19 protein-coding genes, 1 tRNA gene and 2 pseudogenes are annotated in these 18,098 nt (G+C 46.0%); 13 read left to right on the forward strand and 9 right to left on the reverse strand.

The window, feature by feature from the left end; genetic code table 11:
• Nucleotides 1-11: 11 nt before the first annotated feature.
• Both ABZR88_RS21170 and ABZR88_RS21175 read right to left on the reverse strand, forming a co-directional pair.
• The gene (locus ABZR88_RS21170) at nt 12-599 is read right to left on the reverse strand and encodes a 1-acyl-sn-glycerol-3-phosphate acyltransferase (protein ID WP_170113566.1); all 588 of its coding nucleotides are present in this window, start codon (nt 597-599) and stop codon (nt 12-14) included.
• Between the two features lie 32 nt (nt 600-631).
• Complete coding sequence (locus ABZR88_RS21175; RefSeq protein ID WP_107827948.1) at nt 632-1,450, reverse strand: alpha/beta fold hydrolase; 819 nt, start codon at nt 1,448-1,450, stop codon at nt 632-634.
• 148 nt (nt 1,451-1,598) lie between these two features.
• Between ABZR88_RS21175 and ABZR88_RS21180 the strand changes: the two genes are divergently transcribed.
• The 5 genes from ABZR88_RS21180 to ABZR88_RS21200 all read left to right on the forward strand — a co-directional run bounded on the left by ABZR88_RS21180 (nt 1,599) and on the right by ABZR88_RS21200 (nt 6,412).
• Nucleotides 1,599-4,442, forward strand: a complete 2,844-nt coding sequence (locus ABZR88_RS21180) for a pitrilysin family protein (protein ID WP_107827949.1) — start codon at nt 1,599-1,601, stop codon at nt 4,440-4,442.
• A gap of 137 nt (nt 4,443-4,579) precedes the next feature.
• Nucleotides 4,580-5,143: an elongation factor P gene (gene efp, locus ABZR88_RS21185; RefSeq protein ID WP_107827950.1), complete on the forward strand. Its 564-nt coding sequence runs from the start codon at nt 4,580-4,582 to the stop codon at nt 5,141-5,143.
• A gap of 77 nt (nt 5,144-5,220) precedes the next feature.
• Entirely contained in the window at nt 5,221-5,505 is a 285-nt protein-coding gene (locus ABZR88_RS21190; RefSeq protein ID WP_107827951.1) for a nucleotidyltransferase family protein, read from the forward strand.
• Nucleotides 5,502-5,843 carry a DUF86 domain-containing protein gene (locus ABZR88_RS21195; RefSeq protein ID WP_107827952.1) on the forward strand — a complete coding sequence of 114 codons (342 nt, stop codon included), beginning with the start codon at nt 5,502-5,504 and terminating at the stop codon, nt 5,841-5,843. Before ABZR88_RS21190 ends, ABZR88_RS21195 begins: the two co-directional genes overlap by 4 nt.
• Nucleotides 5,840-6,412, forward strand: a complete 573-nt coding sequence (locus tag ABZR88_RS21200; RefSeq protein ID WP_107827953.1) for a 5-formyltetrahydrofolate cyclo-ligase — start codon at nt 5,840-5,842, stop codon at nt 6,410-6,412. Before ABZR88_RS21195 ends, ABZR88_RS21200 begins: the two co-directional genes overlap by 4 nt.
• A 21-nt stretch (nt 6,413-6,433) precedes the next feature.
• On the opposite strand, the gene ABZR88_RS21205 is transcribed toward ABZR88_RS21200, so the two are convergent.
• Entirely contained in the window at nt 6,434-6,850 is a 417-nt protein-coding gene (locus ABZR88_RS21205) for a hypothetical protein (RefSeq protein ID WP_107827954.1), read from the reverse strand.
• A gap of 131 nt (nt 6,851-6,981) precedes the next feature.
• A complete protein-coding gene (gene gcvT, locus ABZR88_RS21210) occupies nt 6,982-8,061 on the reverse strand; it encodes a glycine cleavage system aminomethyltransferase GcvT (protein WP_107827955.1) in 1,080 nt (359 codons plus the stop codon).
• Between the two features lie 173 nt (nt 8,062-8,234).
• Between gcvT and ABZR88_RS21215 the strand changes: the two are divergent.
• From ABZR88_RS21215 to ABZR88_RS21230, 4 genes and pseudogenes are all read left to right on the forward strand, one after another.
• Nucleotides 8,235-8,888: pseudogene (locus ABZR88_RS21215) on the forward strand (phosphatidylserine decarboxylase family protein); the annotation flags it as partial.
• Between the two features lie 188 nt (nt 8,889-9,076).
• A complete protein-coding gene (locus ABZR88_RS21220) occupies nt 9,077-9,244 on the forward strand; it encodes a hypothetical protein (RefSeq protein ID WP_170113567.1) in 168 nt (55 codons plus the stop codon).
• A gap of 83 nt (nt 9,245-9,327) precedes the next feature.
• The gene (locus ABZR88_RS21225) at nt 9,328-10,101 is read left to right on the forward strand and encodes an HNH endonuclease (protein WP_107828043.1); all 774 of its coding nucleotides are present in this window, start codon (nt 9,328-9,330) and stop codon (nt 10,099-10,101) included.
• Between the two features lie 403 nt (nt 10,102-10,504).
• On the forward strand, nt 10,505-11,365 hold the full coding sequence (locus ABZR88_RS21230; RefSeq protein ID WP_107827958.1) for an N-acetylmuramoyl-L-alanine amidase: 861 nt from the start codon (nt 10,505-10,507) through the stop codon (nt 11,363-11,365).
• A gap of 216 nt (nt 11,366-11,581) precedes the next feature.
• Here ABZR88_RS21230 and ABZR88_RS21235 read toward each other — a convergent pair whose 3' ends face one another.
• The 4 genes from ABZR88_RS21235 to rlmD form a co-directional block, all read right to left on the reverse strand.
• Nucleotides 11,582-12,091, reverse strand: a complete 510-nt coding sequence (locus ABZR88_RS21235; protein WP_107827959.1) for a phosphoribosyltransferase family protein — start codon at nt 12,089-12,091, stop codon at nt 11,582-11,584.
• Between the two features lie 42 nt (nt 12,092-12,133).
• Entirely contained in the window at nt 12,134-12,469 is a 336-nt protein-coding gene (locus ABZR88_RS21240; RefSeq protein WP_107827960.1) for a hypothetical protein, read from the reverse strand.
• A 4-nt stretch (nt 12,470-12,473) separates the two neighbouring features.
• Nucleotides 12,474-12,863, reverse strand: coding sequence for a hypothetical protein (locus tag ABZR88_RS21245; RefSeq protein WP_107828044.1), 390 nt, complete (start codon nt 12,861-12,863; stop codon nt 12,474-12,476).
• A 110-nt stretch (nt 12,864-12,973) separates the two neighbouring features.
• On the reverse strand, nt 12,974-14,383 hold the full coding sequence (gene rlmD / locus ABZR88_RS21250; protein ID WP_107827961.1) for a 23S rRNA (uracil(1939)-C(5))-methyltransferase RlmD: 1,410 nt from the start codon (nt 14,381-14,383) through the stop codon (nt 12,974-12,976).
• Between the two features lie 248 nt (nt 14,384-14,631).
• On the opposite strand from rlmD, the gene hisS reads away from it, so the two are divergent.
• Together hisS and ABZR88_RS21260 are read left to right on the forward strand one after the other, a co-directional pair.
• Nucleotides 14,632-16,017 (forward strand): histidine--tRNA ligase, encoded by a 1,386-nt coding sequence (gene hisS / locus ABZR88_RS21255; RefSeq protein ID WP_107827962.1) that lies wholly within the window; start codon nt 14,632-14,634, stop codon nt 16,015-16,017.
• Nucleotides 16,018-16,093: 76 nt separating this feature from the next.
• Nucleotides 16,094-16,167, forward strand: a tRNA-Pro gene (locus tag ABZR88_RS21260).
• 163 nt (nt 16,168-16,330) lie between these two features.
• Here the strand turns inward: ABZR88_RS21260 and ABZR88_RS21265 are convergent.
• Nucleotides 16,331-16,819 carry an RteC domain-containing protein gene (locus ABZR88_RS21265; RefSeq protein ID WP_211309768.1) on the reverse strand — a complete coding sequence of 163 codons (489 nt, stop codon included), beginning with the start codon at nt 16,817-16,819 and terminating at the stop codon, nt 16,331-16,333.
• A gap of 252 nt (nt 16,820-17,071) precedes the next feature.
• Here ABZR88_RS21265 and ABZR88_RS21270 point away from each other — a divergent pair.
• Nucleotides 17,072-17,545, forward strand: a pseudogene (locus ABZR88_RS21270) (Crp/Fnr family transcriptional regulator); the annotation flags it as partial.
• A gap of 55 nt (nt 17,546-17,600) precedes the next feature.
• Nucleotides 17,601-17,990 carry a hypothetical protein gene (locus ABZR88_RS21275; RefSeq protein WP_107827963.1) on the forward strand — a complete coding sequence of 130 codons (390 nt, stop codon included), beginning with the start codon at nt 17,601-17,603 and terminating at the stop codon, nt 17,988-17,990.
• Nucleotides 17,991-18,098: the final 108 nt, after the last annotated feature.

Below are 18,098 nucleotides of genomic sequence, written 5' to 3' on the forward strand. Positions count from 1 at the left end.
GCGCTGGGGGGTTAATGGGCTACGTTGATCTGGTTTTGCAGCACCGTGCGGTGATGCGTATTGATCTGCTCTTTCATCCGCTCAAAATTAAAATCGTGGTTGGTGCCACAATCCAGCAGGTGGAAATAGAGCGATGGTTTCAGGCTCTCAAAATATTCTACCAACACGGTGTAATACACAATCTGGCAATCGCCTTTGATTTTTTTGATAACGTGGCCGATGCCTGGCTGAACGGTAATCTGCTCGGCATGGTTAGAGATCAGTGCGCCCTGCGGAAAGATGGTCACCAGGTTGGTTGGATCACTCAGCAAGTTAGACGCGTAGTTAAGCGACGTAATCATCTCCTTTGATTGAGGATTGATAGAAAATCCGCCCGTCAGGTTAAAAAACATGCGCTTTTGCAGGTGGTCTTCCTGCATCATGATATAGAAATTACGATCGAAGAATTTGCCTTCCAGCCAGAAGGCCAGGAAGCCGTCCCACCAGCTAAAATGGTTGGGCAGCAGCAGGATGGAGTGGTTGGGCTTAATATCGATTTTATTAAACTCCATTACGTTGAATGTACGGCGTAAACGATAGGTGACATATCGTTGAAACATATCCTGAATAAAGGGTACTCGTCGCTGCGGAATCATCGGTTGTAATTTAGCAAATATTCGTCTAAAGCTTTAGTCACCAGCCAGTGGCCCTGTTCTACCTCGTGCACCTCGGCCTTGTCCAGCATCCCGATAAACGGCATAGCGGCCGATTTGGGGAACAGCTTATCGTGCTTACCGAAGATCAGCATACAATTAAGATGATACTGATTAATCAGCGCGGCAATACGAGCGGTATCTGGTTTCAACAGACGGATCAGGTTCAGGGTATAATAAGTATCCAGTCGCTTCTTTTCGGTATCAATCTCATTATAAGCAATGGTATACAGGCTTTGATCTATCATGCCCAGGCGTTTCACGGCTTTGAGCATGGTGGGCGCCAGCCATTTGCTTTTGGTGGCCCAGCGGAAAAAGAACCGGCCGATGTGGTTATGCATCAAAAAATGAAAGCCTTTGTAGACTGACAGGCCGTCAGGCGCCATCAGTATTACATCATCAATCAGGTGGGCATATTCTTCAACAATAATTAAAGCCAGGTTAGCGCCAATAGAGTAGCCCATTACAGAGAAACGCTGCTCGCCATATTGGGCAAACCAGGCCTCCATATAGCGGCGCACCATGTCTTTACTCATGCCGGCCAGGATCTGCTTTTCGCTCCACCCATTCAACTGGCTCTGACCATGAAAAAAATGATCAAAGCCGTGAACGTAATAATCTTTCAGAATGGTTTGCTCCAACACATGGAATTGCTTACCGGTCATGCCGTATCCATGAAAAGCCAGCAGGGGCCTATTGCCCGAGCCATACTCATGAAAATGAACGGTACCGATATCCGCAAGCTGCAAAAAACCCATAGCGGGCAATGATAAGGATTATTTGGGAGATAACCTCTCCCCGGCCCTCTCCGAAGGAGAGGGAGTTTTAGACTGTGTTTTCAGGTCATGCAAATAAAAGTCCTCTCCTTAGGAGAGGATTTAGGAGAGGTTAATTACTTTTAAACATATGAAAAAGCCGCTACTCATCACCACCGCAATATGCCTCTTAACCACCCTGAGCTACAGCCAGGCTCGCCTGGTTGAAAAGGTGACCCAGAAAGGCGATGAACTGGTGATTCCCTATGAGAAATATGTGCTGCCAAATGGTTTGACGGTGATATTGCACGAAGATCATTCAGACCCGGTAGTGCATGTGGATGTTACCTACCATGTGGGTTCTGCGCGCGAGGAAATTGGCAAATCGGGCTTTGCCCACTTTTTTGAGCACATGATGTTTGAGGGATCTGACGATGCGCCCAAAGGTATGCTGGATAAGATTGTGATTGGTAATGGCGGCACCAACAATGGCTCTACTACACGGGACAGGACTAATTATTATGAGACCGACCCCAAAAATGTGCTGGAACAATGCCTCTGGCTGGAGGCTGACCGCATGGGTTTTTTGTTGGGCCAGGTAACGCAAGACCGTTTTGAGGTGCAGCGCGCCACCGTAAAAAACGAACGCGGGCAAAATTACGATAACCGGGCATACGGACTGGCATCAGAATATACAGCTAAAAACTTGTATCCTTACGGTCACCCCTACTCGTGGCTCACCATTGGTTATATTGAAGACCTGAACCGCAGTAATGTTAACGATCTGAAAAACTTTTTTATGCGTTGGTATAGCCCCAACAATGCTACGTTGACCATCGGTGGTGATCTTAATCCGGCGGCTACTATGAAAATGGTAGAAAGGTATTTTGGCGGCATACCGCGCGGACCGGAAGTAAGGCCGGTTACGGTACCGGCCGTTAAGCTGACGACTAACCGTTACGTGTCTTATGTTGATAATTACGCGCGCTTGCCGCAGTTAGCTATCACCTACCCAACCGTGCCCGATTATAGTAAAGATATGGTAGCGCTGGAGTGCCTGGCGGAGATACTGGGACAAGGCAAAAACTCGGTGCTGTATCAAACCATGGTTAAAAAGGAGCAGGCGCTGCAGGCCACTGCCTTTAGCAATTTGTTGGAGCTGGCTGGCGAGTTTAGCATCCGCATAGTGCCCTTGCCGGGTAAATCGCTCGCAGATATGGAACGGCTTTATAATGCCGCGTTGGATACCCTGGAAAAACGCGGGGTGACAAATGACGATATTGAAAAATACAAAGGCCAGTCAATTGCCGATGTAGTTAGCGGATTGCAAAGCGTAGCGGGTAAAGTATCGCGCCTGGCCGAGTTTCAAACGTTTACCGGTAACCCCAACAAAACGGCCGATCTGTTGAAACAATACCAATCGCTCACCCCGGCGGATGTGATGCGCGTATTCAATACTTACATTAGAGGTAAAAATGCCGTGGTGCTCAGCATCCTGACCAAAAAAGAAACTACTCCGGCTCAGCCAGATAACTATACCATTGATAAGAGCAATTATGTGGCGCCTAATTATGGATATGACAAGCTGACGTATGTAAAAGCGAAAGATAATTTCGACCGCAAAGTTACGCCGCCGCTTGGTCTGGCGCCAGCCATAAAAACACCGCCTTTCTGGCGTAAAGACCTATCGTCGGGCGCTAAAGTGATTGGTGTAACCAACACCGAAATTCCGTTGGTTGCTATGACGCTCACTATCCCCGGCGGGCATTTGGCCGATGCACAGGATCTGTCTAAAGCGGGCCTCTCATCACTGTTTGCAACCATGATGAACGAGGATACCAAAACGCACACCGCCGAGCAATTTGCTATGGAATTGCAGAAACTGGGTAGCATTATCCGTATCAGCAATAGCGTTGATGGTTTGGTGTTCCAGGTACAATCGCTTAAAAGCAATTTTGCCAAAACCATTACCCTGCTGCAGGAACGCCTGACGGAACCGAAGTTTACCCAGCAGGCTTTTGATCTGGATAAAAAGCAGCGATTGGAATCGATCAAAGTACTGAAGGCAAGCCCGGCAACCATTGCCGCTCCGGTGTTTGCGCGCCTCGTTTATGGTGCTGATAATGTTTTGGGTGTGCCTGAAAACGGTACGGAAAAAACTGTGGAGAACATCCAATTGCAGGATATTGAGAACTATTATAAAAACTACATCACCGCAAATGATGCCGAGGCGGTTATAGTCGGCGATATCTCAGAAGCCGATGCGCTTGCCCAACTGGCTTCTTTAAACAAGCTGCCAAAAACAAAGGTGATCTTGCCAAGCCCTGCACCGGCCATCCCTGTAGCCAAAACCAAAATTTACCTGGTTGATGTACCGAAAGCAGCCCAAACGCAGTTTGCGGTGGGTTATGGTACCAACCTCACGTACTCTCCTGCCGGCGAGTATTACAAAGCCTTTATGGCTAACTACCCATTAGGTACTGATTTTACCAGCAGGTTGAACATGTATCTGCGCGAAACCAAAGGGTGGACGTATGGTGCCAGCAGTCGTTTTAATAGCGATAAATATTCTGGGACCTTCAGTTTTGGCTCCAGCATCCGGGTGGCATCAACCGATAGTGCATTCGTGGCGCTGATGGATCAGATCAACAGCTACAATAAAACAGGCCCGACGGCAGATGAGGTAACTTTCTTAAAGAAAGCCGCCGGTCAGGGCAATGCGCTGCGTTATGAAACGCTTTTGCAAAAAGCCAGCTTTGTATCGCGTATACTGGATTATAATCTGCCGGCCAATTACCTCGATCAGCAAATGACTTTGTTGAACAGCGCTACGCCTGCTATGCTTAAAACTATCGCAAACAAATACATCCCGACGGATAAACTAAACATTCTGCTGGTAGGCGATAAAGACCGAATCTTACCCGACCTGAAAAAACATGATTACCAGATTGTGGAACTGGATGCGGATGGGAATGTGATTGGGGAGTTGAAGTAGACCCCTCCCAAACCCTCCCCAAAGGAGAGGGCCTCATGAAGTCTCCTCCTTCGGGGGAGATTTAGAGGGGGTAACTTGAAGGTCGTTAACTTGCACTTTTGCAGATAAGTAACTAAGTTTGCGCCTCAAATAAAATTATGGCTAAGGCATCAGATATCAAAAACGGAAATATACTGCGCTTTAACGGCGAGTTAGTTCAGGTAGAGGAGTTTATTCACCGTACCCCGGGCAACCTGCGCGCTTTTTACCAGGCTCGCATGCGTAACGTTAAAAGCGGTAAGCTGGTTGAATATCGCTTCCGTACAGACGAGGAGGTGGATATTGCCCGCGTAGAAACCAACGATTACCAATACCTGTATGAAGATGGTAATGACCTGGTAATTATGGACAACACTTCTTACGAGCAGTTTAACGTACCAAAATTCCTGTTTGGTAACGCAGTGAAGTTTTTGAAAGAAGGCGTAAACGTTATTGTTGCTTTTGAAAGCGACGAGCCGATCATGGCCAAAGCACCAGCATCTGTAGATTTGGAAATTACTTATACCGAGCCAGCTGTAAAAGGCGACACCTCAACCAACGCCCTAAAATTGGCAACTGTTGAAACCGGTGCCGAAATTCGTGTGCCGTTGTTCATCAACATTGGCGATAAAGTTAAGGTTGATACCGCTACCGGCGCTTACTCAGAGCGTGTTAAAAGTTAATTAAACTTAAAAGTATATTACAAAGCCCCGCCAACAAAGCGGGGCTTTGTTGTTAAATAGAATTGTATATTTGAGTTATGCAGTCAATAGCGAAATATCAACAACTAATGCTGCCTGTGTTGAAGAAATATCAGATCAGGAGGGCATCTATATTTGGCTCTGTAGCCAAAGGATATGATACCGCTGAAAGTGATGTGGATCTGCTGATCGAAACTGAACCTGGTTTCACACTTTTTAACTTGCTTCAATTAGAGGAAGAGATGGCCACTCTTTTGCATAAAAGAGTAGACCTGGTAGAGTTTGACGCCATAAAGCAGTCTATCAAAGAAGAAGTATTGCAATCGGCTGTGGTTATTTTATGATTCGAACTGATAAAGTCTATATAGAAGATATTATTGAGTCTATTAATCTGATAGAGAAATATACCCAGGGAATTACCGAATATCAATTTTCTAACGATATACAATTGCAGGATGCTGTGACCAGGCGTTTTGAGATTATTGGCGAAGCATCTTCCAAGATATCCGAAGCAATAAAAGCCAAATACCCGGCAACACAGTGGAAGTTGATGAAATTGATGCGTAACAAATTGATACATGAGTATTTTGGTGTGTCTGCCCAAACAATTTTTGCAACCGTGATGGCAGATTTGCCTGTTCTTAAGGCGCAACTGGTTCATTTAAAGCAGACTGAGTTTTGACCAAATCTCAACTTCGAAAAATATATAAGGAAAAGAGGGAGCAGCTTTCTGAAGACGAGTATGCGTCTATCAACCAATTGATCTTGCTTCAATTCCAGCAACTCAAACTGGCGGGCATCCGCTGCATTCACTTGTTTTTGCCAATGCGTGAGCGGAAGGAACCGGATACCTGGTTAATCCGCGATTGGCTGAAAGCAAATCATCCCGAGATAAAAATCGTTTTTCCTCAAACTGATTTCAAAACGCTTACCATGCGCAGTTTTGCGGATGATGATCAGTTAGTATTATCAACAAATAATTATGGAATATCAGAACCTGTTAGTGGCAATGAGGTTGATGTAAAAGAAATTGACCTGGTATTATTGCCTTTACTGGTTTTTGATAAATGGGGTTACAGGGTTGGCTATGGCAAAGGCTTTTACGATAGGTTTTGTGCGGAGTGTCGGGAGGATACCATATTTGTAGGTGTTTCTATGTTTGAACCGGTTAATAAAATTGATGATGTGAACGAGTATGACGTGCAAATGGATGCCTGTATTATGCCCAGCCACTATGGGCACTGGTTGTAAGTTCTAGTCTTCTTAAGCCAACTAAGATTTACCAGCCCGGGGTGCCGGATTATCTACTATTGTAATGATATTCTGAGGATGCTGTTCATCAACAATAAATGTTGGATGACCATTGTAATTAGTCAGCACCCCTTTGGTAAGGATTGACGAACCGGGTAAATTTACCAATCGGGGGTCAGCTAGAATCCTTTTGTCTCGTATTAAAACAAATAACGATTGTTTGGTTTTCTTATACTCCCCGCAGGTTAGCACCGCAGCGGTATCGCCTAAAAAGCTCACCTCATAAATACGGCCCTGAAATTTCTGGTCCTCGCCTACATGTTTGAAAAGCGAGTCTAGCTTGGTAGTGACGTTGTGGATCGGATCAACCGGGACAAGTTTTTGCCCCCAACTCTGTAACGCAATAAAGGATAACAATAAGGCTATCAGGTGCTTCATGTAATAAAGATAAAACCTTTTAAACTAAAAAGAGAACGCCGAAGCTATACTTAAACTTCGGCGTTATCTTTTTGTGCTCATTTATAACAAGCGCTTAACATGTCAGGCCGATGAAATCGCCATGACAAATCCTATTTATAAAACGGCGGCTTCACCACCTTGGCTTTCACCTTATTATCGCGAATGCTGATATAGATCTCCGAGCCCTCTTTGGCAAAAGCATTAGCCACATAGCCTAAACCAACGGCTTTCTGTAGCGATGGTGATTGCGTACCAGAGGTTACCCGACCGATGTTGTTGCCATCTGCATCAACAATAGCATAATCATGACGAGGGATACCACGATCAATCATCTCAAAACCTACCAGTTTTTGCTGAATGCCGTCTTGCTTTTGTTGCTGCAGGGCTGCGCTATTAGTAAACTCTTTGCTGAATTTGGTTACCCAGCCTAAGCCAGCTTCCAGCGGAGAGGTAGTATCGTCAATATCATTGCCGTAAAGGCAGAAACCCATTTCCAGACGCAGGGTATCACGCGCACCCAGGCCTATAGGCTTAATGCCGAATGCTTCGCCTGCGGCAAAAACAGCGTCCCAGAGTTGCTGGGCATGTTCATTATCAACGTAAAGCTCAAACCCGCCAGCGCCGGTATAGCCGGTGGCCGATACCAGCACATTATCCAGTCCGGCAAATTGGCCTTTTTTGAAGGTATAATAGTCCATGCTGGCCAGGTCAATGTCAGTCAGACTTTGCAGCGCTTCGGCAGCTTTGGGACCTTGAACGGCCAACAGTGCGGTGCGGTCAGAAATATCTTTCATATCCACCCCTTCGGTATTAAAACGGCTGATCCAGTTCCAGTCTTTCTCAATGTTAGAGGCGTTTACAACCAGCATGTAGGTTTTGTCGTCAATGCGGTAAACCAGCAAGTCGTCTACAATGCCGCCGTTTTCGTTTGGCAGGCAGCTGTATTGCACTTTGCCGTCATATAGTTTTGAGGCATCGTTACTGGTAACACGCTGAATCAGATCGAGTGCTTTGTCGCCTTTTAGAATAAACTCGCCCATGTGGCTCACGTCAAAAACACCTACGCTTTTGCGCACGGTTTCGTGTTCAACATTAATGCCTGCATACTGTACGGGCATGTTGTAGCCGGCAAACGGCACCATTTTGGCGCCCAGGCTTTGGTGGGTGGCAGTTAAGGCGGTGTTCTTCATTTGTTGTGTTAATCCTTTGTTGGAGTGTGCGCAAAAATAATAAATAACCTACGATCTGTTGATCCGTCGGTATATTTAATACCCTCGCAAAGCTAAATGCAACGGTGTTTGTGCCTAAAACAGTGCCCGGCTGTTAAAAAACTTTAGTAGCTTTGCCCAAAATCTAAATTTTTATGAAGTTTCATAAAGAAGGCTATACCTCAATGGCCCTTTGCATACTGGTAATTGCCGTGCTAAATGCCCTGGTGCAGTTTTACTTCCCCGAAGCGGTTGCTTTGCGTTGGTTTATCTACATCCTGTCGTTCCTGCTGTTTGTAATTATCCTGCAGTTTTTCCGCAGCCCGAACATCAAGCTCAATAAAGATGAGAAGATGGTGCTTTGTCCTGCTGATGGCAAAGTGGTAGTAATTGAGGAAGCGCAGGAGGATGAGTATTTTAAAGATCGCCGCATCCAGTTATCGGTATTTATGTCGCCTATTAACGTGCACGTAAACCGCAACCCAATTGCCGGCGTGGTTAAATATTTTAAATATCACCCGGGTAAATACCTGGTAGCCTGGCACCCAAAATCATCAACCGAAAACGAGCGTACTACCGTAGTGACCGAAAATAAAGCTGGTGTACCGGTATTGTTCCGCCAGATTGCCGGTGCTTTGGCCCGCCGTATAGTATGGTATGTAAAAGAAGGTGATGTGGTAGAACAAGGCGATCAGTTTGGTTTCATCAAATTTGGCTCGCGCGTGGATTTGTTCCTGCCGTTGGGCTCAAAAATCAACGTGCAGATTGGTGATGTGGTAAAAGGTGGCCGTACTATACTGGCCGAGTTGCCATCGCCAAGTGTATCGCCCTTGCAAAAAGCAGCAGCCGAGCTAACTGAAGAGATCCCGGCGCCAACCACCCCGGCAAAATCAGAAAAAGAAGCCACGCTGATAATTGAACACCCGGCACCAAAGGCTACAGATAGCGAAGAAAAGCCGGCGCCAAAACCACGTGCACCACGTAAACCAAAAGCAGAATGAGAAAGCTAGCATTAATCTTCGCCCTTGGCCTGGCCGTTACCGCCACCTGCTTTGCAGACGGCACCAAACCCAAAACCGCCAAGCCTGCCGCCAAATGTACCGACAAAAGTTGCTGCAAAAAGCCAGGCACGGCCGCTTTGATGAAGGCGAAGAAGAAGGTGTAAGTGCAGATTGCAAATGATATTTAATCCCCGTTGTGATGAGCAACGGGGATTTTTTGTTGGGTGAAGGATTGTATATTAGATTTATGAAAGAAGGTCAAATGCTTTGGACGAAAGAGGAACTAATACTTGCAATAAATCTTTATTGTAAAATCCCTTTTGGGCAGATGCATAATAGAAATAAAGAGGTAGTTGAACTGGCTGCTATAATCAACCGCACGCCGAGTGCTGTGGCCAGAAAGCTAGGGAACTTTGCCAGCTTTGATCCAAAATTGCAAGCACGAGGTGTTAAAGGTCTTGGAAACGCAAGTAAGTTAGATAAGCAGGTTTGGCAAGAATATATGCATAACTGGGACGAACTTTTTATTGAGGGGGAGAACTTGTTGGCAAGCATAAAGAAGACAACTGTAGCCGAGTTGAATGGAATTGATTTGGATAATCTGAAGGATGTTCAAGGGGAAGAGAAAGAAAGAATGGTGAAAGTCCGAGTTAATCAATCGTTATTCAGAAAAATCGTGCTCTCAAACTTTAATAATAAATGCTGTATCACGGATTTGATGCTTACTGAACTATTGGTGGCAAGTCATATAATTCCTTGGAGTCAAGACCATCATAATCGGTTAAACCCCAAAAACGGATTAGCCCTAAACGCTTTGCATGATAAGGCTTTTGATTGTGGATTAATTACAATAACAGAAGGTTTTACGATTAAAGTATCGAGTTGCTTTTTGAAAGAAAATCATATTGATAGCATTCGCGATAACTTCATAAAATATAATGGTAGGCCCATTGCCGAACCACAGAAGTTTTTGCCTGATATAGAGTTTCTAAAGCATCACAACGGACGATTCAAGTGTTAGTTCACTCATAGCCGATTGACATAGGATTGGTGTTGAACTATCTTTGCCAATGCCTAACATCAAGTTATCTTATTTTTACAGGGATTCTGCGAACTATAAAGTTTTTAATAACGTCATATTCTTCAATGATCAAGGTTTAGATCTTGTTTCCGTTGAGGATATAATAAAGTCTAAACTGATAGATCAAACATGGTTCTATCCCGGGGAGTGGCATCTACCTGATTTATTCTCAGGTTATTTTGATCCAAATATTGATCCTGCCTGGCACGAGTTTGAAAGCCTGGATTATTCAGATGAAGACCTTTTATGTGATATTAGATTGTCCGTTTTCTTAAATAACATTTAGCTGGATTGATTGTCTATCACTTGTAAACCCATTCTCAAAACCGTATCATTGTTATTGATGGAAAGTAAACTACGTTATTGTTTTCCGTTGCTGGCGCTGTTAGGGCTGGCGGCTTGTTCGCACAAAGGGCCTTTGGCTGCTGCTACCCCTGCCGTTGTAAGTCCGTATGCGGTAACCAATAAAGTGTATCAAAATCAGGCGGATAGTTTTGCGCATGTTTTAACGCTGCAGCAACCGGCTTTGCTTACTGATAGTGCAGGTGCGCAGGTGCCTTCGCAATGGGTGGGGACGGTTAACTTTGGCATGCGCAAGCCAAACTACGTCATCATTCATTTTACGGCACAGGATAGCGTTCAACAAACGCTGCATACCTTCACTATTACCAGCACCCAGGTAAGCGCTCATTATGTAATAGCTAAAGACGGCACCGTTTTTCACATGGTGAATGACTATCTGCGCGCTAATCAGGCCGGACTAGGCAAATGGAGCAGTGTGAGTGATATGAATAGTTGCTCTATCGGCATTGAGATAGATAATAACGGTAACGAGCCTTATACTGACGGACAGATTAAAAGCCTGTTAATCCTGCTGGATAAACTGAAAAGATCTTACAACATTCCAACGGCCAATTTTATTGGTCACCAGGATTGGGCGCCCAAACGTAAGCCAGATCCCGGTCCGCTGTTTCCGTGGCAAAAGCTGGCCGAAAAAGGATTTGGCTATTGGAGCGATGAGGTGCTGGAACTACCGCCCGATAATTTTGACTACATAACAGCCCTACGCCTGATCGGTTACGACGTAAGCGATGTAAATGCCGCTATAGTAGCCTTTAAGCGCCACTTTGTGCAAACGGATAACTCGCCGCAGATGACGCAACTGGATTTGAATGTGCTGTATAATGTGAGTAAGAAGTATTAGACCTCTCCTAAATCCTCTCCGAAGGAGAGGACTTTCATTGCATGAAGAAATCTGATTTGTCATGCTGAGCGATAGCGAAGCATCTCTTTGGGTATGCCTCCTTGCATAATGGTCTTGCCCTGGCGCGCCCTTCGACATGCTCAGGGTGACACCCTTATTCTTTTAACGTTATACCATCCTGCTCCCTCTCCTCCGGAGAGGGCTGGGGAGAGGTGCCTACCTCAAATAAGCCACATCTTCGCCACCGTCTTCGCTCAACACCACTTCAATATGTTCTTTCAGGATGGTAGAAAGGGCAATGCCTGAGTAATCTGTAGCGATTGGGAAGTTTTTATGATTACGGTCTACCAGTACTACCGTGCGCAGTTTCTTTAGTGGAATATCGCGGAAAACGCCGAAGCCGTAGGCCAGGGTTTTGCCGCTGTTCAGTACGTCATCAACCAGAATTACTACCTTGTTGCTGCATGCTACAATCTCTACATCGGCCTGGGCGTGCAGGCTGGTGCTGAATTTGTCCAACTCAATGTTGATGAGGTGGTTTTTGAAAGGCGCAATCTTATCCAGAATCTTCTTCAATCGCGCAGCCAGAAAGTTGCCCCGTGGCATAATTCCGGCAATAACAATCTCGGGTTCGTCAAAGTTATCTTCCAGTATCTGGTAGGCAATCCTGTCCAGCTTTTGCTGTATTTGCTGATGATTAAGTATAACGATGCGCTTGTCTGACATGGGATGTATTGTTGTAGTGTGGTAAAGTTACAAAGATGAGTGTTATCTAAGTGTTTTCTCCGTGTTGGTGTTGTAATGTTTTTTTGTTCTTTTTTTTAAGGCAATAGAAATAATTATGAGTGCAGCAACATAACAGAGTATCATGTCGAGCAAGAGTAGTAAAGAGCCATGTCCGAAGTCGATATAAAACTTATGATCGCGAAGATATTGATGCGCTTTATTGATGCCGTTGAAATAGCACCAGTCAAGTACTAAATAAGCGGATATCCAAAGCAAAGATATTTCAATTGACCTAGAATGAATGATAACACGAGCCACCAGTAAAGACCAGGCAATGAAGATGGTATCAATGATTGCTAATGCCAAATACTCGTTCATGAGCTTACTCTTTCACATACGGAAAATAAACAAAGTTTGCCCCTTCCGGCACAATTACAAACACGCACATGTATTTATGCGGGTCTTTGTAACTGTCTACAAACCGTTGCTTGAGCATTTTATTGATAATGCCGCGTTCTTCAAATTCCTCAAGGGTTGAGGCGTGGATGGTCCAATCGGTATTAAGCTCTTCTTTATCCAGGATCATCTCGCCTAGCTTAACGTCATGCTGATGCGCCACGAAAATAGGATAGCGGGACAGGCCCTCCACAATAATCTCAATAGCCACCTCTTTGAGCGATTCGCTGTACAAACGCAAATCAACCTCCAGGCTTGCAAGCGGGCTATCGCCTTTTTTATTCTCGCCGTTATTTAGTAATTCTTCTGGTTCCATTTTTAATATTACCGTCATGCCGAACTTGTTTCGGCATCCCACATGCTAAGTAGCCTGCGAGTTCATTCACCTATTTGATGGGGTCCCGAAACAAGTTCGGGATGACCTTTTTAGCTTTTCAATACCAGCAATGCCACATTCTCCACATGCTGTGTATGAGGGAACATGTCTACCGGCATTATTTTTTCAACGTCGTATTTTTCTTTCAGCACCAGCAGGTCGCGGGCCTGGGTGGCTGGGTTACAGCTTACGTAAACAATTTTTGGCGCCTCAATTTCCATCAGGCGGGCAACCACGTCAGGATGCATACCTGCACGCGGCGGATCGGTAATAATCACGTCAGGCTTGCCATGCTCGGCCACAAAGTCGGCGTTCAGCACATCTTTCATGTCACCGGCGTAAAATTTGGTGTTGCCGATGTTGTTGATGCCCGAATTTACCTTAGCATCCTCAATGGCCGACGGTACGTACTCCACGCCCACCACCTCGCGCACGCCGCGGGCGATGAAGTTGGCAATGGTACCGGCGCCGGTGTAAAGGTCATACACCAGTTCGTCGCCTTTAAAGCCGGCAAAATCACGAGTTACCTCATACAGGTGCAGCGCCTGCACCGAATTGGTTTGATAGAATGATTTTGGCCCGATACGGAAACGGATGCCCTCCATCTCCTCGTGGATATATTCAGGACCGTTCCATACCAGCACGTCCTGATCAAAAATAGTATCGTTCTTTTTCTGGTTGATGATGTACAGCAACGAGGTAATCTCCGGAAACTCTTTCGCCACGAAAGACATCAGTCCGCTAATTTCCTCTTCAGTTGTATAAGCAAATACCACTATCACCATCAGCTCGCCAGTGGTTGACGTGCGGATGATGAGGTTGCGCAGTGCGCCCTCATGATGTTTCAGATTATAGAAACTCAAGCCATTAGCCTTGGCATAGGTGCGGATGGCGTTGCGCAGTTTGTTAGATGGATCGGCCTGCAGGTAACAATGATCAATATCCAGGATCTTATCAAAACGACCGGGAATGTGGAAACCCAGGGCGTTCATATCCGCAGGCTCGTCGCTGCGGTTCTCGCCGTCGGTTAGCCAGCGCTTGTCGCTAAAAGTAAACTCCAGTTTGTTGCGGTAGTAGCGGTCTTCCGGTGACGGCAGGATCGGCAACATCTTGTCCTCTATCTCCAACTTAGCTAATCGACTCAGCGCATCGGTTACCGATTTTTGCTTAAACTGCAACTGCGCTTCATACGTCATGTGCTGCCATTTGCAGCCGCCGCAAGTGCCAAAGTGCTCGCAAAAAGCAGTGGTGCGATAGGGCGATGGCGTTTTTAACTTGGCAATTTTGCCTTCGCCAAAATTCTTTTTCTTTTTATAAACCTCAATGTCGGCTATATCGCCGGGTATGGCTTTCTCTACAAAGAGCACAAAATCGTCTGTCTTGCCCACGCCTTTGCCTTCTTCGGCAATGTCTATAATGGCAACGTCCTCAAAAAACCTGTTACTGGCTGTTTTATTCATTTCGGTGCAAAGTTAAGGTTTTTTGGGTGATGTGAGAGAACCACCGGGGATGCTGGGTTCTGATATGCGACCGAAAGGACACACCCCTGATGTATGCATCTGCTAAAGCAATGTCCTGCAATTCCCCTCTCGAGAGGGGAAACTACTGTCGGTGCAAATTGCAAAAACGTTAACAGGGGTGTGTCCCTCTAATCAGTCTGCAATAATCTACCTTCCAAAAATCCGCTCATTTTGTACCTTTGCGCGCTATGGCATCCATCAAACCATCTGTACCCAAAGGCACGCGCGATTTCTCGCCCGTAGAAATGTCGCGACGCAATTTTATTTTTGATACCATTAAGGCGGTTTTTCGCAAATATGGCTATCAGCAGATAGAAACCCCGTCGATGGAAAACCTGTCGACCCTTATGGGTAAATATGGCGAAGAAGGCGATAAGCTGATTTTTAAGATATTAAACAGTGGTGATTTTTGGGCCGATGCCGAAACTAAAAAGCAAAAGAACGAAGGCTTTGAGTTTAATTCAAAAAGCCTGACCAGCATCATCTCAGAAAAAGCCCTCCGTTACGACCTCACCGTGCCCTTTGCCCGTTACGTGGTGATGCACCAGAACGAGATTACTTTCCCGTTCAAGCGTTTCCAGGTGCAGCCGGTTTGGCGTGCAGATCGTCCGCAACGTGGCCGCTATCGTGAGTTTTTTCAGTGTGATGCCGATGTGGTAGGTTCGCCATCGTTATTGAACGAGGCCGAGTTTGTGCTGATCTATGACGAGGCCCTGAGTAATTTAGGTCTAAAAGATTTTACTATTAAGATTAACAATAGAAAAATCCTCTCGGGTATTGCCGAGCTGATTGACAAAGCCGACCAGATTGTAGACATGACCGTGGCCATTGACAAGCTGGACAAAATTGGCCTTGACGGCGTAACCAAGGAATTGCTGGAACGCGATTTCACGCCAGAAAATATTGAACAGGTCAAACCGATCATCCTACTGGAAGGTACTAACGAAGAAAAGCTGGCCAGTCTGCGCAGTGTGTTGGCATCATCGGCCACCGGTATGAAAGGCTGCGAGGAGATTGAAAAAGTATTTACCTATCTAAAAAGCTTCACCCTGCAACGTGCCAAGGTGGAGCTGGATATTACCCTGGCCCGAGGATTGAACTATTACACCGGCGCCATTTACGAGGTAAAAACCAACGAAGTGCAAATGGGCAGTATTGGCGGCGGCGGTCGTTATGACGACCTGACCGGCATGTTCGGCCTGAAAGATCTGACCGGTGTAGGCATCTCCTTCGGGGCTGATCGTATCTACGATGTATTGCAGGAACTAAACCTGTTCCCTGCTACTACAGGCCAGTCAACCCGCGTACTGATTTGTCCGTTTGATGTCGAGGGTGAGACTTATGCTCTGCCCCTGCTGCAAAAGCTGCGCAATGCCGATGTAAATACAGAGCTGTACCCGGCAGGCGCCAAAATCAAAAAGCAATTAGACTACGCCAATGGCAAGCTGATCCCTTACGTAGTAATGATTGGCAGCGACGAAATGCAAAGCGGACAACTGGCACTGAAAGACATGCAAAGCGGCACCCAGGAAAAACTAACGGCAGAGCAGATCATTGCCAAGTTGACCGCATAACCTATTTGGCCATTACCGCATTTTATTATATTTGTGATCCGGCGTTTGTGCGCGCTAGCAGTACAAACAACCATCTCGGGATGTAGCGTAGCCCGGTATCGCGCCAGCATGGGGTGCTGGAGGTCGTGGGTTCGAATCCCGCCATCCCGACTTGAAAATCAAGGACTTATGATTAAAAAATCTAAGTCCTTTTTTATTGGGTCTAACATAGGTCTAACAGTTTGCGTGTGTTTTAGTACGTTTTTTTATTGCTAAAGAAAATCACATTAAGTTATTTTGTGCTATTGAAGATAGTGGCAGGAACAAATTCTCGCTATAATTCGATAAACTTAGCATTACTATAGTTTAGATTTTCATTGTGTTGAACGTAGCCAAGTTGATTTGTCAGCATTTTGGTATGGCCTATTTTAAATTCTGAAATATTCCGGTGATGATGGTAATACTCATACTGAAAAGCATACTGCCGGAAAAAACGCCCGATGCAGCGCAACTCTTCCCGGTAATACTCCTGCAACTCCAAAATAGAAGTCGCCTTCTTAACGTTTTCCAGGTGATACAACTCCGTCTCCAAGACCTGCAAGCTAAAAAAGCGCGGCTTCACCACTTTAAAAAATTGTACCTCAGCCGCCTGGTCTATAAAACCCGTCGCTAAAGCCTTTTCCCGCACCTCTACTAAAACCTTTCTGATCACACTCAAACAAGCCGTCATCTTTTGTAAAGGCCGGGCCTCTTCCAAAGCGATCAAACTCAATTTGTTTTCCAGCTCCACATACATTTCCTCAAAGTCCAATACATTTACCATCGATAAAAAAATTAAAGTCCACAAAACCCGCGCCGCCCAAGCCTTTTCACAACTATTTAAACTCACAAGCAATTTATTGAACCCAAAGTTGGTCCGATCGGGGAACCGGGACGTTGATAATCATCAATATTATCAACGAACGAAAAACCTATGGACGCAACACTCTTACTGCAAACCCTGAACCCCATCCGGCCAGTCTCAGGGTAGCTTCAGCAGCGCTTCGCGGAAAATCTCGAAGAAGAACACTATCCCAAAAAGCAGGTACTCCTCCGGCCCGGCCAAACCTGCCGGAAAATCTATTTCTTGACCCGTGGCCTCGCTGGAGCCTATTACCACACCGACAAACAAAAAGAATGTACCACGCGCGAAGGGGACCTGATGATCTCCGTCTACAGCTTTTATACTCAGCAACCCGCCACGGAAACCATCGAACTGCTCGAAGACAGTACCCTCCTCTTACTCAGCTGGGCGCAGATGCAGGCCATCTACGCCGACTTTCCCGAGTTTAATTTCATCGGGCGCATGCTCACCGAAAAATACTATATGGCCTCCGAACAGCGCACTAACCTGCTGCAGAACGGAACTGCCATCGAGCGGTACAACCTTTTGCTGAAAACCCACCCCGATATCATCCAGCGCGTGCCCCTCTGGATGGTCGCCTCGCACCTCAACGTCAGCCACGAGGCACTTTGCCGCATCCGCGGCCAACAACTCCAAACCACTTAAAAGGCGATAAACATCAATATTTTAAAATAGGTCAAATCCAATAAAGCACCCAGCCATGAAAAAATATCCCATCATCATCCTGCTGATCATCGGCCTGGCAGCAGCCTGTCGTAAAGCACAAACACCGTCCTTTACCCCGCAAACCACCGATACCATGCACCAAACCCTCAGCCTGAAAGCCGTCACGGACTGGTACAGCCAACAACCAGACTCCAATACCGTTCAAACCAATGCCCTCGGTCAAAAAACCTTCAATCTTAAAAGGCTGAACCCCAACCTGGATAACTTAACATCCATCCCAACCAAAAAAGGCAACTACTGGCTCGTCAGACTCCAGGGCCAGCCGACCTATAACGGCATCAAACTCGGCTACCGCAAACTCGCTTTTCTCAAAGACAGCACCGGGCATATCCAGGCCCGTATCCTGGAGATCGGGCCTCAGTAAATTGCATGCCCCCGGCAAACTCGCCGACAACTCCCAACTGGACTATAACGTCAGTATCACCTACAACGTCAATTCCGTCCAGTTCGCTAACCTCATCAATTACCTCAA

It is taken from the genome of Mucilaginibacter yixingensis (assembly GCF_041080815.1).
Lineage (GTDB): Bacteria > Bacteroidota > Bacteroidia > Sphingobacteriales > Sphingobacteriaceae > Mucilaginibacter > Mucilaginibacter yixingensis.

Excerpts from the sequence above, each read along its gene's own strand:
- ABZR88_RS21170 (WP_170113566.1), bottom strand. The coding sequence starts at position 599 with ATGTTTCAACGATATGTCACCTATCGTTTACGCCGTACATTCAACGTA.
- ABZR88_RS21245 (WP_107828044.1), bottom strand. The coding sequence starts at position 12,863 with ATGGAACCAGAAGAATTACTAAATAACGGCGAGAATAAAAAAGGCGAT.
- ABZR88_RS21205 (WP_107827954.1), bottom strand. The coding sequence starts at position 6,850 with ATGAAGCACCTGATAGCCTTATTGTTATCCTTTATTGCGTTACAGAGT.
- ABZR88_RS21230 (WP_107827958.1), top strand. The coding sequence starts at position 10,505 with ATGGAAAGTAAACTACGTTATTGTTTTCCGTTGCTGGCGCTGTTAGGG.
- ABZR88_RS21275 (WP_107827963.1), top strand. The coding sequence starts at position 17,601 with ATGAAAAAATATCCCATCATCATCCTGCTGATCATCGGCCTGGCAGCA.
- ABZR88_RS21225 (WP_107828043.1), top strand. The coding sequence starts at position 9,328 with ATGAAAGAAGGTCAAATGCTTTGGACGAAAGAGGAACTAATACTTGCA.
- hisS (WP_107827962.1), top strand. The coding sequence starts at position 14,632 with ATGGCATCCATCAAACCATCTGTACCCAAAGGCACGCGCGATTTCTCG.
- ABZR88_RS21180 (WP_107827949.1), top strand. The coding sequence starts at position 1,599 with ATGAAAAAGCCGCTACTCATCACCACCGCAATATGCCTCTTAACCACC.
- rlmD (WP_107827961.1), bottom strand. The coding sequence starts at position 14,383 with ATGAATAAAACAGCCAGTAACAGGTTTTTTGAGGACGTTGCCATTATA.
- gcvT (WP_107827955.1), bottom strand. The coding sequence starts at position 8,061 with ATGAAGAACACCGCCTTAACTGCCACCCACCAAAGCCTGGGCGCCAAA.
- ABZR88_RS21265 (WP_211309768.1), bottom strand. The coding sequence starts at position 16,819 with ATGGTAAATGTATTGGACTTTGAGGAAATGTATGTGGAGCTGGAAAAC.
- ABZR88_RS21240 (WP_107827960.1), bottom strand. The coding sequence starts at position 12,469 with ATGAACGAGTATTTGGCATTAGCAATCATTGATACCATCTTCATTGCC.
- ABZR88_RS21220 (WP_170113567.1), top strand. The coding sequence starts at position 9,077 with ATGAGAAAGCTAGCATTAATCTTCGCCCTTGGCCTGGCCGTTACCGCC.
- ABZR88_RS21195 (WP_107827952.1), top strand. The coding sequence starts at position 5,502 with ATGATTCGAACTGATAAAGTCTATATAGAAGATATTATTGAGTCTATT.
- efp (WP_107827950.1), top strand. The coding sequence starts at position 4,580 with ATGGCTAAGGCATCAGATATCAAAAACGGAAATATACTGCGCTTTAAC.
- ABZR88_RS21190 (WP_107827951.1), top strand. The coding sequence starts at position 5,221 with ATGCAGTCAATAGCGAAATATCAACAACTAATGCTGCCTGTGTTGAAG.
- ABZR88_RS21235 (WP_107827959.1), bottom strand. The coding sequence starts at position 12,091 with ATGTCAGACAAGCGCATCGTTATACTTAATCATCAGCAAATACAGCAA.
- ABZR88_RS21175 (WP_107827948.1), bottom strand. The coding sequence starts at position 1,450 with ATGGGTTTTTTGCAGCTTGCGGATATCGGTACCGTTCATTTTCATGAG.